This window comes from Ramlibacter sp., from assembly GCF_036676645.1.
In the GTDB taxonomy this organism is placed as follows: Bacteria; Pseudomonadota; Gammaproteobacteria; order Burkholderiales; family Burkholderiaceae_C; genus Ramlibacter.
This window is the reverse complement of record NZ_JAKFCM010000097.1, coordinates 1-15,453: the sequence shown is the minus strand read 5'-3', so window position 1 is coordinate 15,453 and position 15,453 is coordinate 1. Positions and strand designations below refer to the sequence as shown.

Sequence of the window (15,453 nt, the reverse complement as noted above, 5' to 3'; positions counted from 1 at the left end):
GATTTAGACAAATAGACAGAGGTGGAGCTGTCGCTGCGGTCAGGGAGCCCGCCAGCCCAGCCGCGCCAGCACGGCCCCGAGCCGCCCGCGCGAGTAGGCCACTCCGTGGTACAGGACGACGACGCCCCGCGCCCATGCCAGGTACAGCCACTGCCATCGCAAGGCCCGGGCCAGCCGGAAGACTGCGGGACTCCAGCGGGCGACATGGGCGCGGATGCGGTACAGCAGCTTGCGCGGGCGCGGCAGGGAGCCGGTGCCGGGCGCCACCCGCTTGCGGGGCACGAGGCCCGCCGGGCGCGCCCACGTGAGCCGGTAAGCCAGCCCCTCGCGCCGGTGCCGCAGGCCGGCGGCCTGGGTGCGGCGCACGAAATCGGCATCGACCGGCGCCAGTGCCAGCCGGCCCTGGTCGATGGCCGCAGCGACCAGTTCGTGCAGCAGCGGCGATCGCACCAGCACGACGTTGGTGCCGCGGCCGTCCTGCGTGTAAGGCTCGACCCAGGCGTCTCCGAAGGAGATATCGGCGGTCTCGGCCACCACGTCATCGCAGAAGTTGCACGCCTCGTTCTGGAAGAAGCCCGAGCCCCAGTCCCCTTCGGCCAGGTGGAACCAGTCGCGCTGCAGGGTGCGGCCATCGCGCAGGCGCAACTGGGCGGTGTACCAGCTGGCCGGCCGCCCCGGGTTCTTCAAGCGGTACTCCACGCCGGCCACATCCGGCAGTTCGACGCCCATTTGCCAGGCAAAGCTTTCCAGCAGGCGGGCGCTTTTCATGTGGCCGCAGAACAGGCCCAGGGTGAAGCGGATGCGCTCGCGCATCAGGGCGTCCTCGCGGCGCAGCAACTGCACCGCCTTGATGAAGCAGGGGATGCCGACCACGGCGTAGCGGCCCGGGGTGGCGCGGATCTCCTGCAGCACCTGCGACAGCTCCACCGGGTAGTAGCGCGATCTGGCGCCGTCGGCCAGCTGGGCGGGGGTGCGCGACAGCCGGTAGCGGAAGAAGCGGCCGTCGACGGCAGGATCCGCCGTGGGCGCCACGTGCGCCACGGCGTCGGCCAGGCCGCGCTGCAGCAGTTCGCTGGCCGTCCAGGTCACCATGCCACCGGAGCTCCCGCGCTCGCGGAACCGCCCCTCGGCCACGGCGCCCACGAACGCACTCCGGTAACGGCCGACCAGAGGGTCGATGTGCGTGGCGCCGGCAAACAGCGCCCGGGCCAGCTCGTCTTCGTTGGCCGCCCAGGGTGAAGTGGGGCAGGTCCGGGCGAGTTGCGCATCCGGCCGGGCCATGGCGGTGCGGGGGCCGGCCGGCTCGAGCTGGCCGTCCCGGTCCCATGCCATCCGCCGGCCATGCGGGCCCGGCTGCGCCGCACAACTGCCGCAGCCCACGCACAGGCCGGAACGCAGCAGGTCCCGGGGCGCGAGCCGTGGCACCGATGGCGGCTGCGCGGGCCCGTTCATGCCACCGCCCGGTCCGCCTGCAGGGCATCGGCCAGGCTGGCGTGGGAGGCCTCGCGGCATTCGGCCAGCCGGCGTTGCAAGGCCGGCGAGAACGGCGTGTCCAGTGCGCCGGCCAGCGCGCGGTGGCCCGCGGATTCGACGGCCAGGCGCTCGCCGCAGTCCAGCTGCCGGAGCAGGCTGCGGACCTTGATCGAGCGGTAGGGCGAGTCCTCGCAGACGAAGGGCTTTCCGAACCGCAGCGCGAACACGCAGCCGTGGAAGAAATTGGTCAGCACGAAGCCGGCCTCGGCCAGCAAGCCGGCGAAGCCATCCGGGCCCGCATCCAGCCATTGGTGGTCGGCCCAGTCATTGCGATAGCCGATGCTCACCAGCTTCACGCGCCGGCGACGGGCCCAGCGCAGCGCCGCCTGCCGGAACCAGGGGCTGAAGCTGTGGCCGTAGAGGACGGCCATGCCCGGGTCGGCGGCCGGAGCGCCGGCCAGGCCGGGCTCGAACTGCAGGCAGGGGTCCAGTGCCAGCGGGCAGTCGATGCCGGCGGCCTCGCGCAGCAGGTCGCGCGAGTTGTGGTCCCGCACCGTGATGCTGTCGAACCGCAGCAATCTCCGCGTCCACTCCGGCTGCAGGCCACGCGCTGCGGGGTAGTTGCCGAAGGAGCAGGCATGGGCTACCAGCCGGGGCGCGACGACGCCCTCGCCGAAGAACAGGCGGCAGGCGGCGAACCAGGGGTGGTGGAAGTTCCACATCTCGTCGCTGCCGATGACCACGGCCTCGAAGTCCTCGACGGCGCAGGGCTCGTCCAGGCTGAAGGGAGCCGTGCGCGGCAGCGCATCCACCGCTTCGGCGAGACGGCGCACCTTGCGCGCGTAGGCCGGCCGGTCTGCCGCCGGCGAGCGCAGCGGCAGCAAGGGCTGCAGCGCACACCGGTACTCGGACCGGTCGATGCGGGGGGTGCGGTGATCCAGCAGCACGGCATCGTGCCCGAGCGCGCGCAGGCCCTCGAGCAGGCAGCGAGCCTGCCAGTACGAGCCGTAATTGATGCAGCGGTGCAGGGTGAGCAGCGCGACATTCACGCCCGGCTCCCGGCAACCACCGCGGGTGCGGGCGTCGGACAGGCCAAAAGGCGAGGCGGCTTGGCCATGCGGGGATCCTGCAGCAGACAGCGCCGGCAAACGATCAGCGGCGAGATCCAGGGGTTGTAGGGCGCGGCCGACAGTCGGGCGTGCCGTGCGCGACGCGCCCGTGGGCGCCCGTTCGCCGCGCCGCGCGCAGGCGAACGGGCGCCGACGCGGTTACTGCATCTGCTGCTTCACGCTGGAGATTTCCTGGTGGGCGCGCTGGACCGCCTGCTGCGTCTGCTGGTCGACGTTGCTGCCGGCCTGGCGGCAGGCCTGCATCGCGCGATCGGCGGTCTGTTCGAGTTGCGCCACCTGCTGGCGCAGGCCGCTGTCCTGGCTCGCCTGCTGCCCCATCTGCTGCTGGCCACCGCTGCAAGCCTGCTGCAACTGGCGCGCCTGCTGGTGCATGTCCTGCACGCACTGGCGCAACTCGGGGGTGGCCGAACCGCTGGACACGGCGCGCTGGGCGTCGTCGGTGCACTGCTCGATCTTGTCGATTCGCTGCTTCAATTGGTTTCCTTGCATGGGTCTGCTCCTTGTTGGGGCACCTCCGGACGGGCGCCAGCCAGGCAAGGGGCAACGCGCATGCCCGGCCGCTTGCCGCCTGGGCGCAGCAGACCGGACGGCCCGCGGGCCGCCGCTCAGGCCGATGTTCCCGCCTTGCCCGCCTGGAACATGCGCATTGCCGAGCTGATCAGGGTCGACACTTCGGTCATGTTGGCGGGCACTATCAGCGTGGTCTGCGATTCGTTGGCCACGTTGCGGAAGGCGTCGATGGCCTTCTCGGCCACGTCCAGCTGCACGGCCTGCTCGCCGGCCGGCTGGCGGATGGCTTCGGCGACCTTGCGGATGGCTTCGGCCTTGGCCTCGGCCACCGCCAGGATGGCGGCCGCCTCGCCCTGGGCCTGGTTGATCTCGGCCTGCTTCTCCCCTTCCGAGCGGGCGATGAAGGCCTCGCGCTCGCCGGTGGCGATGTTGATCTGCTCCTGGCGGCGGCCTTCGGACGCGGCGATCAGGGCGCGCTTCTCGCGCTCGGCGGTGATCTGCGACTGCATCGCGCGCAGGATCTCGGCCGGCGGCGTGAGGTCCTTGATCTCGTAGCGCAGGACCTTCACGCCCCAGTTCAGCGCCGCCTCGTCGATGGCCTGCACCACCTGCACGTTGATGATGTCGCGCTCCTCGAAGGTCTTGTCCAGCTCCATCCGGCCGATCACGCTGCGCAGCGTGGTCTGGGCCAGTTGGGTGATGGCGACGACGTAGTTGGACGATCCGTAGCTGGCCCGCATCGGGTCGGTGACCTGGAAGTACAGGATCCCGTCGACCTGAAGCTGGGTGTTGTCGCGGGTGATGCACACCTGGCTGGGCACGTCCAGCGGGATCTCCTTCAGGCTGTGCTTGTAGGCCACCTTGTCGACGAACGGAATCAGGAAGTTCAGGCCCGGCGACAGCGAGGCGTTGTACTTGCCCAGGCGTTCCACCACCCAGGCGTGCTGCTGCGGCACCACCTTGATGGCGCGCACCACGAAGATCACCGCGATGACGAACAGGACGATTGCGATTTCCATGCTTCTTCTCCTCCGGGCTATTGGGGTTGTTCAGGCTTTCTCGACGACGAGGCGGTTGCCCACCACCTCGCGCACGCGGTGCAGGCCGGCAACGGGGATCTCGCCCGGCAGGTGCGAAACGGTCCAGTTCGCGCCGCGGTAGCGCACCTGGGCCGTGCCGTCGGGCTGCCAGCGCTCCACCACCACGGTCTCGCCCACGTCCAGGTTCACGTCGCGGTTGGCGGCCGCCGGCGGCGCCGAGGGCAGCCGGCGGCGCACGAAATAGCAGGCCGCCACCGCGCCGCCGCCCACGGCAGCCGCGACGACCAGCTGCGCCGGAAGGCCCAGCCCGAGGTGGGCGGCCAGCGCGCCCGCCGCCAGGCCGATGGCTCCCATCAGCAGGTAGAAGGTGCCGGTCACCAGTTCGGCTGCCACGGCCGCGCCGGCCAGCAGCCACCACAAGGTCGAATCCGCCATCTGCGCCTCCTGTCCTCTGGCTCGTCCTTGCGGCGATTGTCGTCGCAAGCCATACCGGTGCGTCGGCCGGGGGCCACAAGCTGTCCGGCGCCCGCTCGATTCCCGGCGAAGGGCTTGCCCGATTTCATACACTTCGCCCCTTGTCCGTTCGCGCCCGGAGCCGGGAGTCCCGCATGAAGTTCCGCTTTCCCATCGTCATCATCGACGAAGACTACCGCTCCGAGAACACCTCGGGCCTGGGCATCCGCGCGCTGGCGCAGGCCATCGAGGCCGAGGGCATGGAGGTGCTGGGGGTCACCAGCTACGGCGACCTGTCGCAGTTCGCGCAGCAGCAAAGCCGCGCCAGCGCATTCATCCTGTCGATAGACGACGAGGAGTTCACTTCCGTCGGGCCGGACGAGGTGCCCGCGGTGCTGACCCTGCGCGCGTTCATCCAGGAAGTGCGGCGCAAGAACGCCGACGTGCCGATCTACATCTACGGGGAGACCAAGACCTCGCAGCACCTGCCCAACGACGTGCTGCGCGAGCTCCATGGCTTCATCCACATGTACGAGGACACGCCGGAGTTCATGGCCCGCCACATCATCCGGGAGGCCAAGTCGTACCTGGAAGGGATCCAGCCGCCGTTCTTCAAGGCGCTGCTGGACTACGCCGAGGACGGCTCGTACTCGTGGCACTGTCCGGGCCACTCGGGCGGCGTGGCCTTCCTCAAGAGCCCGATCGGCCAGATGTTCCACCAGTTCTTCGGCGAGAACATGCTGCGCGCCGACGTCTGCAACGCGGTGGACGAGCTGGGCCAGCTGCTGGACCACACCGGGCCGGTGGCCGCCAGCGAGCGCAATGCGGCGCGCATCTTCAACGCCGACCACTGCTTCTTCGTGACCAACGGCACCAGCACGTCGAACAAGATGGTCTGGCACCACACGGTGGCGCCGGGCGACGTGGTGGTGGTGGACCGCAATTGCCACAAGTCGATCCTGCACTCGATCATCATGACCGGGGCCATTCCCGTCTTCATGAAGCCGACGCGCAACCACTTCGGCATCATCGGCCCGATCCCGCAGAGCGAGTTCTCGCCCGAGGCGATCAAGGCCAAGATCCGGGCCAACCCGCTGCTGGCCGGGGTGGACGCCGATCACGTCAAGCCGCGCATCCTGACGCTGACGCAGTCGACCTACGACGGCGTGCTGTACAACACCGAGACCATCAAGCACATGCTCGACGGCTACGTCGACGCGCTGCACTTCGACGAGGCCTGGATCCCGCACGCGGCGTTCCACCCCTTCTACGGCACCTTCCATGCCATGGGCAAGAAGCGGCCCCGGCCCAAGCACTCGCTGGTGTACTCCACCCAGTCCATCCACAAGCTGCTCGCCGGCATCAGCCAGGCCAGCCACGTGCTGGTGCAGGACGCGGAGGAGAACAAGCTGGACCGCCACCTGTTCAACGAGTCCTTCCTGATGCACACCTCCACCAGCCCGCAGTACTCGATCATCGCGAGCTGCGACGTGGCTGCGGCCATGATGGAGCCGCCCGGCGGAACCGCCCTGGTCGAGGAGAGCATCCAGGAGGCGCTGGACTTCCGCCGCGCCATGCGCAAGGTCGACCAGGCCTACGGCAAGGACTGGTGGTTCAAGGTCTGGGGCCCGGACAAGCTGGCCGGGGAGGGCATCGGCCGCGCCGACGACTGGATCATCAAGGGCGAGTCGCGCACCGCCAAGTGGCACGGCTTCGGCGACCTCGCCGAGGGCTTCAACATGCTGGACCCGATCAAGTGCACGGTCGTCACGCCCGGCCTGGACCTGAACGGCAAGTTCGCCCGCAGCGGGATCCCGGCCTCGATCGTCACGCGCTTCCTGGCGGAGCACGGGGTCATCGTGGAGAAGACGGGCCTGTACAGCTTCTTCATCCTGTTCACCATCGGCATCACCAAGGGCCGCTGGAACACGCTGCTGTCCGCGCTGCAGCAGTTCAAGGACGACTACGCGAAGAACCAGCCGATGTGGCGCATCCTGCCGGAGTTCTGCCAGCAGTTCCCGCGCTACGAGCGCATGGGCCTGGCCGACCTGTGCCAGCACGTGCACGAGCTGTATGCCAGGTACGACATCGCGCGGCTGACCACCGACATGTACCTGTCGGACCTGACGCCCGCGATGAAGCCCAGCGACGCCTTCGCCCACATCGCCCATCGCAAGACGGAGCGGGTGGAGATCGACGAACTGGAGGGGCGGGTCACGACTTCACTGGTGACGCCGTACCCGCCGGGCATCCCGCTGCTGATCCCCGGAGAGGTGTTCAACCGGAAGATCGTCGACTACCTGAAGTTCTCGCGCGAGTTCAACGAGGCCTGTCCGGGCTTCGAGACCGACATCCACGGGCTGGTGGAGGAGGTCGACGCGAGCGGCAAGCGGCGGTACTACGCGGACTGCGTGAGGCGGTAGGGTGTCACCCCGGCGAGAGCCGGCATCCGTGTCATCCCGGCGAATGCCGGGATCCATCACCCGGCGCCGAAAAGCGCGCCGGAGATGGATGGCGGCTCAAGGCCGCAATGACACAAACGTTGGGTGGATTTCGGCTCCCGGATCGAGCCCGGGGCAGGCGAGGCCGCAATGGGACCGCTACTCCTCGAGCCCGATCGCGACCTGGCTGAAGCCGCCGTCCACGTAGCTGATCTCGGCGGTGACGCCCGAAGCCAGGTCGCTCAGCAGGAAGGCGGCGACGTTGCCCACGTCCTCGATCGTCACGTTGCGCCGCAGCGGGGCGGACCTGGCCACGATGCCCAGCAGCCGCGAGAAGTCCTTGATCCCGCTGGCCGCCAGCGTCTTGATCGGTCCGGCGCTGATGCCGTTGACCCGGATGCCGCGCGGCCCGAGCGAGCCGGCCAGGTAGCGCACCGACGCCTCCAGCGAGGCCTTGGCCAGTCCCATGGTGTTGTAGTGCGGCACGATGCGAAGCGCGCCCAGGTAGCTCAGCGTCAGCAGGGACGCGTGGTCCGACAGGTAGGGCAGGGCGGCCTTGGCCATGGCCGGGAAGCTGTAGGCGCTGATGTCCTGCGACACCCGGAAGGCCTCGCGCGACAGGCCGTCGAGGAAATCGCCGGCAATCGCCTCGCGCGGGGCGAAGCCGATGCTGTGCACGAAGCCGTCGAACTTCGGCCAGCGCGCCGACAGGTCCGCGAACAGCTTGTCGATCTGCGCGTCGTCGCCCACGTCGCAATCGAAGACCAGGTCGGAATTGAACTCCGCGGCGAATTCCACGATCCGATCGCGGAAGCGCTCGCCCACGTAGCTGAAGGCCAGCTCCGCGCCCTGCTGGTGGCAGGCCCGGGCAATGCCATAGGCGATCGAGCGGTTGGACAGCACGCCCGTGATCAACAATTTCTTGCCAGTCAGGAATCCCATCGGTCTTGTCGTGGTGAAAAGTCGGCAGAATTGTCGCATGCGGGCCTGGCTCCTCCTGCTGGCATGTGTGGCGGCGCCTTCCTGGGCCGCCCATGCCTATGCCCAGTTCGGCGACATCAAATACCCGCCGGACTTCACCCATTTCGCCTACGTCGACCCGAAAGCGCCCAAGGGCGGCGAGATCCGCATGGTGCCGCCCACGCGGCCGACCAACTTCGACAAGTTCAACCCGTTCACGCTCAAGGGCACCGAGCCGTACGGCATGACGGTGCTGATGTTCGACAGCCTGCTGACCGGCAACTTCGACGAACCCACCACGGCCTATGGCCTGCTGGCCGAGGACGTGGAGGTCGCGCCCGACCGCCTGTCGGCCACCTTCCGGCTGCGCCGCGAAGCGCGCTTCCACGACGGCAAGCCGGTGCTGGCGGCCGACGTGGTGCATTCCTTTCGCACCCTCGTCAGCGACAAGGCGGCACCGCAGTTCCGCACCATCTACCAGGAGGTCAGGCAGGCCATCGAGGTCGACGCGCGCACGGTGCGCTTCGATTTCCTGTCGCCCAACCGCGAGCTGCCGCTGATCGTGGGCGGCATGCCGGTGTTCAGCCGCGAGTGGGGCAAGGGCAAGGCCTTCGACCAGGTGGTGACGGAGGTGCCGATCGCCTCCGGCCCCTACCGCATCGCCAGCCCGCAACTGGGGCGCGACGTCACTTACGCCCGCGACCCGGGCTACTGGGCCAGGGACCTGCCGGTGCGCCGCGGCCAGTTCAATTTCGACCGCGTCAGCTTCAAGATCTACCTGGACGAGACGGCCCGCTTCGAGGGCCTGAAGTCCGGCGAGTTCGACTTCATGCGCGAGTTCACCTCGCGCAACTGGGCGCGCCAGTACAAGGGCCGGCAGTTCGACACCGGCGAGCTGAAGAAGGCCACCTTCGAGAATCGCAACCCGGGCGACTTCCAGGGCTACGTGTTCAACCTGCGCAAGCCCAAGTTCCAGGACATCCGGGTGCGCCAGGCGCTCGGCCTGGCGATGGATTTCGAGTGGATGAACCGGCAACTGTTCTACGGCCTGTACAAGCGGGTGCAGGGCTATTTTCCCAACAGCGACTTCCATGCGGAGGGCCTGCCCAAGCCGGACGAGCTCGCGTTGCTGGAGCCCTTGCGCGACAAGCTGCGCCCGGAGGTGTTCGGGCCGGCCCCGATTCCGCCCAGCACCCTGCCGCCCGACAGCCTGCGCGACAACCTGCGCCAGGCGCAGCGGCTGCTGGCCGAAGCCGGCTGGACCTACCGCGATGGCGCCCTGCGCAACGCCAAGGGTGAACCCTTCGTGATCGAGTTTCTGAACGACCAGCCTTCCATCGTGCGCATCGTCGCGCCGTTCGAGCAGGCGCTGGCCAAGCTGGGCATAGGCTGGGTGTACCGGCAGGTGGACTTCTCGCTGGCCAAGGAGCGCATGGACCGCTTCGACTTCGAGCTGACCACGCGGCGCATCCCCGGCCGGGTGGCGCCGGGCGGCGAACTGCTGGAGTACTTCGGCTCCCAGGCCGCCCGGACCAACGGATCGGCCAACTACTGGGGCATCGCCGATCCGGCCGTCGACGCGCTGCTGCAGAAGGTGGTGCAAGCCACGACGCGGCCGGAGCTGAATGCCGCGATGCGGGCGCTGGACCGCGTGCTCTCGCACGGCTTCTACTCGATCCCGCAGTACTACAGCGACGCCTTCTTCATCGGCTACCGGGCGCAGCGCTTCGTGCTGCCGCCGGTGATCCCGCCGTACTACGAGGCGGACATCTGGGCCCTGGCCACGTGGTGGGCCTCGCCCGACAATCGCGGCTCGCCATGACCGCGTACATCCTCAAGCGCCTGTTGCTGATGGTTCCCACGCTGCTGGGGGTGCTGCTGGTGACCTTCGCCATCGTGCAGTTCGTGCCCGGCGGCCCGGTGGAGCAGATGGTGGCGCAGCTGCAGGGCCGCGATTCGGGTGGCGAGCGGGCGGCCGTCAGCGGTGCCGGCTACCGTGGCCGGCAGGGCATCGATCCGCAGCGCATCGAGGAGATCAGGAAGCTGTACGGCTTCGACAAGCCGGCGCACGAGCGATTCCTGCAGATGCTGGGGCAGTTCGCCCGCTTCGACCTGGGCAAGAGCTTCTACCAGCACAAGGACGTGTGGCAGCTGGTCAAGGAGAAGCTGCCGGTCTCCATCAGCCTGGGGCTGTGGACCTTCTTCCTCAGCTACCTGATCGCGGTGCCGCTCGGCGTGGCCAAGGCGGTGCGGGCCGGCTCGCGCTTCGACTTCGTCACCACGCTGGTCGTGCTGGTCGGGTACGCGATTCCCGGATTCGTGCTCGGCGTGGCGCTGCTGGTGGTGTTCGGCGGCCAGCTCCAGTGGTTCCCGTTGCGCGGGCTGACCTCGGCCAACTGGGACCAGCTCAGCCTGGCCGGCAAGGTCGTTGATTACCTCTGGCACATCGCCCTGCCCGTCACGGCGATGGTGTTCGGCAGCTTCGCGGTCACCGCCATGCTGACCAAGAACTCCTTCCTGGAGGAGATCCGCAAGCAATACGTGCTGACAGCGCGGGCCAAGGGCCTGGACGAGCGGCGGGTGCTGTGGAAGCACGTGTTCCGCAATGCGCTGATCCCCATCATCACGGGCTTTCCGTCGGCCTTCATCGGCGCGTTCTTCACCGGCTCGCTGCTGATCGAGACGCTGTTCTCGCTCGACGGGCTGGGGCTGCTGTCGTACGAAAGCGTGATCCGGCGCGATTACCCCGTGGTACTGGGGACGCTGTTTCTCTTCACCCTGATCGGGCTGGTGACCAAATTGATCAGCGACCTCTCCTACGTCCTGGTGGATCCCCGTGTCAAGTTCGACTGACCGGATCACCGCGCCGCTTCGCCCCATGCCCGACGCGGACGTGCCGGCGACAACGCCGAAGCCCGTGTCCGCCTCGCCGTCGCGCCGGGCCTGGCAGCGCTTCCGGCGCAACCGCCTGGGCTTCGCCAGCCTGGTGATCTTCTCGGTGCTGGTGATCCTGAGCCTGTTCGCCGAGGTCCTGTCCAACGACAAGCCGCTGCTGGTGCGCTACGAGGGCAGCTTCTACGTGCCGGTCCTGCGCGACTACCCGGAGACCACGTTCGGGGGCGACTTTCACACGCCCACCGATTACCTGGACCCCTTCGTCAGGAAGCAGCTCACCCAAGAAGGCAACTGGGCGATCTACCCGCCCAACCCCTACGGCCCCAGGACGCTGAACTACTTCGCCAGCCAGCCCAATCCGGCGGCGCCGTCGGGCGAGAACCTCTTCGGCACCGACGATCGGGGGCGCGACCTGCTGGCGCTGCTGATCTACGGCTTCCGGGTCAGCGTGCTGTTCGGACTGGCGCTCACGGCCATCGGCGTGGCGGTGGGCGTGCTCACCGGCGCCGTGCAGGGCTTCTTCGGCGGCAAGACCGACCTGGCCTTCCAGCGCTTCATCGAGATCTGGGGCTCCATGCCCGAGCTGTACCTGCTGATCATCTTCTCGGCGATCTTCGTGCCCAGCGTCGCCCTGCTGCTGATCCTGCTGTCCCTGTTCGGGTGGATGGGGCTGTCCGACTACGTGCGGGCGGAGTTCCTGCGCAACCGGCAGATGGACTACGTGCGTGCCGCGCGCGCGCTGGGCGTCGGCAACGGCCGCCTGATGTGGAAGCACATCCTGCCCAACAGCATGGTGCCGGTGGTGACCTTCCTGCCCTTTCGCATGAGCGCGGCGATCCTGGCGCTGACGGCGCTGGACTTCCTCGGGCTGGGCGTGCCGCCCGGGACACCCTCGCTGGGTGAATTGCTCAACCAGGGCAAGGCGAACCTGGATGCGTGGTGGATTTCGATATCGACGTTCGCCGTGCTGACCGTGACCTTGCTGCTGCTGACGTTCATGGGCGATGCGCTGCGCGATGCGCTGGACCCGAGGAAGGCGGGCACATGAGCGAGCTCCTCGACGTGCGCAGCCTGTGCGTGGCCTTCGGCGGCAAGCAGGTCGTCCACGGCGTCGATTTCAGGATCCGGGAGGGCGAGAAGCTGGCCCTGGTCGGCGAGTCGGGCTCGGGCAAGACGGTGACCGCGCTGGCCTTGCTGGGCCTGGTGCAGAACGCCGCCGTGACCGGATCGGCGCAGCTGGCGAACGTCCGCCCCGAGGGGCGCACAGTGGATCTGCTCCAGCTGCCCGAGCGCGAGCTGCTGGGCATCCGCGGCGACGACATCGCCATGATCTTCCAGGAGCCGATGACGGCCCTCAACCCGCTCTTCACCGTGGGCGACCAGGTGGCGGAGGTCCTGGAGCTCAAGCAATCGCTGAGCCGCCGGCAGGCCTGGGACGCGGCGGTCGAAGCCCTGGCCGCCACCGGCATTCCCGAGCCTGCACGCCGCGCCCACAGCTTCCCGCACCAGCTCTCGGGCGGCCAGCGGCAGCGCGCCATGATCGCGATGGCGCTGGCGAGCCGGCCCCGCCTGCTGCTGGCCGACGAGCCCACCACGGCGCTGGACGTGACGCTGCGTGCCCAGATCCTCGGGCTGCTCGACGACCTCCAGCGCCAGACCGGGATGGCGGTGCTGCTGATCACCCACGACCTGAACCTGGTCCGCAGGTTCGCCGACCGCGTGGCCGTGATGGAGAGCGGGCACCTGGTGGAAGAGGGGGCGGTGGACGCGGTGTTCGCCCACCCCGGGCACCCCTATACCCGCAAGCTGATCGACAGCCGGCCGGTGCGCGACGTGGAGGAGGGCAACTCGGCCGCCGCCGTGATGCAGGCGCGCGACTTGCAGGTGGCCTACCCCGTGCCCATTCCCGGCGTGCGGGGCTGGTTCCGGCACGGCGAGTTCATCGCTGTCCGGGGCGCCGACTTCGCCATTCCGGCGCGCCGCACGCTGGGCGTGGTCGGCGAATCCGGCTCGGGCAAGTCGACGCTGGCGCTGGCCGCGCTGGGGCTGGTTCCGCACCGCGGTGGGCTGGAGGTGGTCGGCCGCCGCTGGGCGGCGGGCGCCGCGGCCAACCGGCCGATCCGGCGCCAGGTCCAGGTGGTGTTCCAGGACCCGTTCTCCTCGTTGTCGCCGCGCATGACGGTCGAGGAGATCGTGGGGGAAGGCCTGCTCGTGCACGAGCCGAGCCTGCCGGCCGCCGCCCGGCGTGAACGGGTGCTGGCCCAGCTGGCCGAGGTGGGCCTGGCCGAGGCGCAGTTCCCCGGCCTGCTGGACCGCTATCCGCACGAGTTCTCCGGCGGCCAGCGGCAGCGGCTGGCCATTGCCCGCGCGCTGATCGTCGGCCCGCAGCTGCTGGTGCTGGACGAACCCACCAGCGCACTGGACGTCACCATCCAGAAGCAGGTGCTGGGCCTCCTGCAGCGCCTGCAGCGCGACAAGGGCCTGGCCTACCTGCTGATCACCCACGACGTGGACGTGATCCGGGCGATGGCGCACGAGGTGCTGGTGATGAAGGACGGCGAGGTGCTGGAGTCGGGCCCGGTCGACCGCGTGCTGGCGCGCCCCTCGCACGGATACACCCGGGCGCTGGTGGCCGCGGCGGCCTGAGCCATGTCGCTGCGGCCCCGCACGACACCGATCGAGCCCGGCGAGGTGGCGATCACCGCCATGCGCGCCCAGGGCGCGGGCGGCCAGAACGTCAACAAGGTGTCCAGCGCGGTCCAGCTGCGCTACGACATCCGCGCGTCCTCGCTGCCCCATGAGCACAAGGCCCGGCTGCTGGCGCTGCAGGACCGGCGCATCACCCGCTCCGGGGTGCTGGTGATCAAGGCCCAGGCACACCGCAGCCAGGAGCTGAACCGGGCCGAGGCCTGGCAACGGCTGCAGGAACTGGTGGACGCCACGGCCGAGCCGCCGCACGTGCGCAAGCCCACCCGGGCGCCCGCATCGGCCGACCGCCGGCGGCTGGCGGACAAGCGGCGCAAGGCGGAGCTCAAGCTGATGCGTTCGCCGGTGTCACAGCGGCCCTGAGCCGCGACGGTGTCCCGCGGCGGTGTCGTTGCTGCGGCCGCGGCCCCGCCATTGCGCCTCGAGCCCGGCGGCGTCGTTGTGGGCCCGAGCCGCGACGGTGTCATTGCGGCCCTGAGCCGCGACGGTCTCAGTGCGGACCTGAGCCGCGACGGTGTCATTGCGGCCTCGAGCCGCAATCCATCTCCCTGCTTGAGCTTGGCCCGGCGGTGGATCCTGGTTTTCCCCGGGATGGCACTCCAGGCGGCATGTAACTGGAGCCCTGGACCACGCTTTCCAGGCCTGAGCCAGGCTTTCCGAAGTTGCACGAGCGCGACTGGCACGGTACAATCTTTGCTTCACGACCAGGACCGGGCGGGTACTCACCGCCCGTTTTTTTTGGCTGGCCGACAAGCACTTGGCGCGAGTCGGCCGGCAAGTGGGTCGGGTGAACTTCAGGGAATGACGCAAGCAGTGGCGCTGCAGGACATCGCCCGGCAGACCGTGACCGGGCTGGGATACGAGCTGGTGGAGATCGAACGCTCCGCCGGTGGCCTGCTGCGCGTGACGATCGACATGCCCTGGCAGCCCGGTGGCGAGCAGGCCTTCGTCAACGTCGAGGACTGCGAGAAGGTGACGCGGCAACTGCAGTACGCGCTGGAAGTCGAGGGTGTCGACTACAAGCGGCTGGAGGTGTCTTCGCCGGGGCTGGACCGGCCGTTGCGCGATGAACGCGACTTCGAGCGGTTCGCCGGCGAAGTCGTCGACATCACGCTCAAGGCGCCGGTGGGGGCTGCGGCGGCGGGGCAGGTCCCGGCCAACCGCAAGAAGTTCCGCGGCCGCCTGGGCCGGGGCGAGGGCGGCTGGCAGCTGGTGTGGAGCGACGAGCCCGAGCGCAAGCCGGGGCAGCGCGTCAGCCGCAGGAAGGAGCCGGCGCCGCTGCAGGCGATCGGCTTCACGCTGGACGAATTGAAGGAGGCGCGGCTCGCGCCGGTGGTGGATTTCAAGGGCCGCAGGCCTTCGAAAGGGGCTGGGGACTAGCCCCTGGTTATGGGAGTGACGGAAATGAACCGCGAACTGTTGATGCTGGTGGAAGCGATCTCGCGCGAGAAGAACGTCGAGCGCGACGTCGTGTTCGGCGCCGTGGAATCGGCGCTGGCCCAGGCCACCAAGAAGCTCTACGAGGGCGAGGTGGACATCCGCGTGGCGATCGACCGCGACAGCGGCGACTACGAGACCTTCCGCCGCTGGCTGGTGGTGCCGGACGACGCCGGCCTGCAGAACCCCGACGCCGAAGAGATGCTGATGGACGCCCAGGACCGGGTGGCCGACGTCGAGCCGGGCGACTACATCGAGGAGCCGGTCGAATCGCTGCCGATCGGCCGCATCGGCGCCATGGCGGCCAAGCAGGTGATCCTGCAGAAGATCCGCGACGCCGAGCGCGAGATGCTGCTGAACGACTTCATGTCGCGCGGCGACAAGATCTTCGTGGGCACCGTCAAGCGC

At 69.0% G+C, this 15,453-nt stretch carries 14 protein-coding genes; 8 read left to right on the top strand and 6 right to left on the bottom strand.

All coding sequences use genetic code 11. From position 1 onward, the window contains the following. Positions 1-39: 39 nt before the first annotated feature. The 5 genes from V6M57_RS14585 to V6M57_RS14565 all read right to left on the bottom strand — a co-directional run bounded on the left by V6M57_RS14585 (position 40) and on the right by V6M57_RS14565 (position 4,588). On the bottom strand, positions 40-1,332 hold the full coding sequence (locus V6M57_RS14585) for a Coenzyme F420 hydrogenase/dehydrogenase, beta subunit C-terminal domain (protein WP_332815723.1): 1,293 nt from the start codon (positions 1,330-1,332) through the stop codon (positions 40-42). Between the two features lie 116 nt (positions 1,333-1,448). Next, positions 1,449-2,522 (bottom strand): polysaccharide pyruvyl transferase family protein, encoded by a 1,074-nt coding sequence (locus V6M57_RS14580; protein ID WP_332815722.1) that lies wholly within the window; start codon positions 2,520-2,522, stop codon positions 1,449-1,451. A 219-nt stretch (positions 2,523-2,741) separates the two neighbouring features. Next, a complete protein-coding gene (locus V6M57_RS14575; protein WP_332815721.1) occupies positions 2,742-3,092 on the bottom strand; it encodes a hypothetical protein in 351 nt (116 codons plus the stop codon). A gap of 116 nt (positions 3,093-3,208) precedes the next feature. Beyond that, positions 3,209-4,132: an SPFH domain-containing protein gene (locus V6M57_RS14570; protein WP_332815720.1), complete on the bottom strand. Its 924-nt coding sequence runs from the start codon at positions 4,130-4,132 to the stop codon at positions 3,209-3,211. 30 nt (positions 4,133-4,162) lie between these two features. Further along, positions 4,163-4,588, bottom strand: a complete 426-nt coding sequence (locus V6M57_RS14565) for an NfeD family protein (RefSeq protein ID WP_332815719.1) — start codon at positions 4,586-4,588, stop codon at positions 4,163-4,165. A 173-nt stretch (positions 4,589-4,761) separates the two neighbouring features. Between V6M57_RS14565 and V6M57_RS14560 the strand changes: the two genes are divergently transcribed. Further along, positions 4,762-7,029 (top strand): arginine/lysine/ornithine decarboxylase, encoded by a 2,268-nt coding sequence (locus V6M57_RS14560; RefSeq protein WP_332815718.1) that lies wholly within the window; start codon positions 4,762-4,764, stop codon positions 7,027-7,029. A 177-nt stretch (positions 7,030-7,206) separates the two neighbouring features. Here V6M57_RS14560 and fabI read toward each other — a convergent pair whose 3' ends face one another. Further along, positions 7,207-7,989: an enoyl-ACP reductase FabI gene (fabI, locus tag V6M57_RS14555; protein ID WP_332815717.1), complete on the bottom strand. Its 783-nt coding sequence runs from the start codon at positions 7,987-7,989 to the stop codon at positions 7,207-7,209. Between the two features lie 37 nt (positions 7,990-8,026). Between fabI and V6M57_RS14550 the strand changes: the two genes are divergently transcribed. The 7 genes from V6M57_RS14550 to V6M57_RS14520 all read left to right on the top strand — a co-directional run. Then, positions 8,027-9,829 carry an extracellular solute-binding protein gene (locus V6M57_RS14550; protein WP_332815716.1) on the top strand — a complete coding sequence of 601 codons (1,803 nt, stop codon included), beginning with the start codon at positions 8,027-8,029 and terminating at the stop codon, positions 9,827-9,829. Beyond that, positions 9,826-10,860 (top strand): microcin C ABC transporter permease YejB, encoded by a 1,035-nt coding sequence (locus tag V6M57_RS14545; protein WP_332815715.1) that lies wholly within the window; start codon positions 9,826-9,828, stop codon positions 10,858-10,860. The genes V6M57_RS14550 and V6M57_RS14545 overlap by 4 nt, the downstream gene beginning before the upstream one ends. Before the next feature lie 25 nt (positions 10,861-10,885). Next, a complete protein-coding gene (locus tag V6M57_RS14540) occupies positions 10,886-11,950 on the top strand; it encodes an ABC transporter permease (RefSeq protein ID WP_332815714.1) in 1,065 nt (354 codons plus the stop codon). After that, positions 11,947-13,548 carry an ABC transporter ATP-binding protein gene (locus V6M57_RS14535; RefSeq protein WP_332815713.1) on the top strand — a complete coding sequence of 534 codons (1,602 nt, stop codon included), beginning with the start codon at positions 11,947-11,949 and terminating at the stop codon, positions 13,546-13,548. Before V6M57_RS14540 ends, V6M57_RS14535 begins: the two co-directional genes overlap by 4 nt. A 3-nt stretch (positions 13,549-13,551) precedes the next feature. Then, on the top strand, positions 13,552-13,971 hold the full coding sequence (gene arfB / locus V6M57_RS14530; RefSeq protein WP_332815712.1) for an alternative ribosome rescue aminoacyl-tRNA hydrolase ArfB: 420 nt from the start codon (positions 13,552-13,554) through the stop codon (positions 13,969-13,971). A 450-nt stretch (positions 13,972-14,421) separates the two neighbouring features. Further along, positions 14,422-14,988: a ribosome maturation factor RimP gene (rimP, locus tag V6M57_RS14525; protein WP_332815737.1), complete on the top strand. Its 567-nt coding sequence runs from the start codon at positions 14,422-14,424 to the stop codon at positions 14,986-14,988. A gap of 24 nt (positions 14,989-15,012) precedes the next feature. Next, on the top strand, positions 15,013-15,453 hold a 441-nt coding region (locus V6M57_RS14520; protein WP_332815711.1), incomplete at its 3' end, for a NusA N-terminal domain-containing protein.

Coding starts and splice junctions, on each gene's coding strand:
- fabI (WP_332815717.1), bottom strand. CDS start 7,989: ATGGGATTCCTGACTGGCAAGAAATTGTTGATCACGGGCGTGCTGTCC.
- V6M57_RS14545 (WP_332815715.1), top strand. CDS start 9,826: ATGACCGCGTACATCCTCAAGCGCCTGTTGCTGATGGTTCCCACGCTG.
- arfB (WP_332815712.1), top strand. CDS start 13,552: ATGTCGCTGCGGCCCCGCACGACACCGATCGAGCCCGGCGAGGTGGCG.
- V6M57_RS14575 (WP_332815721.1), bottom strand. CDS start 3,092: ATGCAAGGAAACCAATTGAAGCAGCGAATCGACAAGATCGAGCAGTGC.
- V6M57_RS14535 (WP_332815713.1), top strand. CDS start 11,947: ATGAGCGAGCTCCTCGACGTGCGCAGCCTGTGCGTGGCCTTCGGCGGC.
- V6M57_RS14560 (WP_332815718.1), top strand. CDS start 4,762: ATGAAGTTCCGCTTTCCCATCGTCATCATCGACGAAGACTACCGCTCC.
- V6M57_RS14570 (WP_332815720.1), bottom strand. CDS start 4,132: ATGGAAATCGCAATCGTCCTGTTCGTCATCGCGGTGATCTTCGTGGTG.
- V6M57_RS14565 (WP_332815719.1), bottom strand. CDS start 4,588: ATGGCGGATTCGACCTTGTGGTGGCTGCTGGCCGGCGCGGCCGTGGCA.
- V6M57_RS14550 (WP_332815716.1), top strand. CDS start 8,027: ATGCGGGCCTGGCTCCTCCTGCTGGCATGTGTGGCGGCGCCTTCCTGG.
- V6M57_RS14585 (WP_332815723.1), bottom strand. CDS start 1,332: ATGGCATGGGACCGGGACGGCCAGCTCGAGCCGGCCGGCCCCCGCACC.
- V6M57_RS14540 (WP_332815714.1), top strand. CDS start 10,886: ATGCCCGACGCGGACGTGCCGGCGACAACGCCGAAGCCCGTGTCCGCC.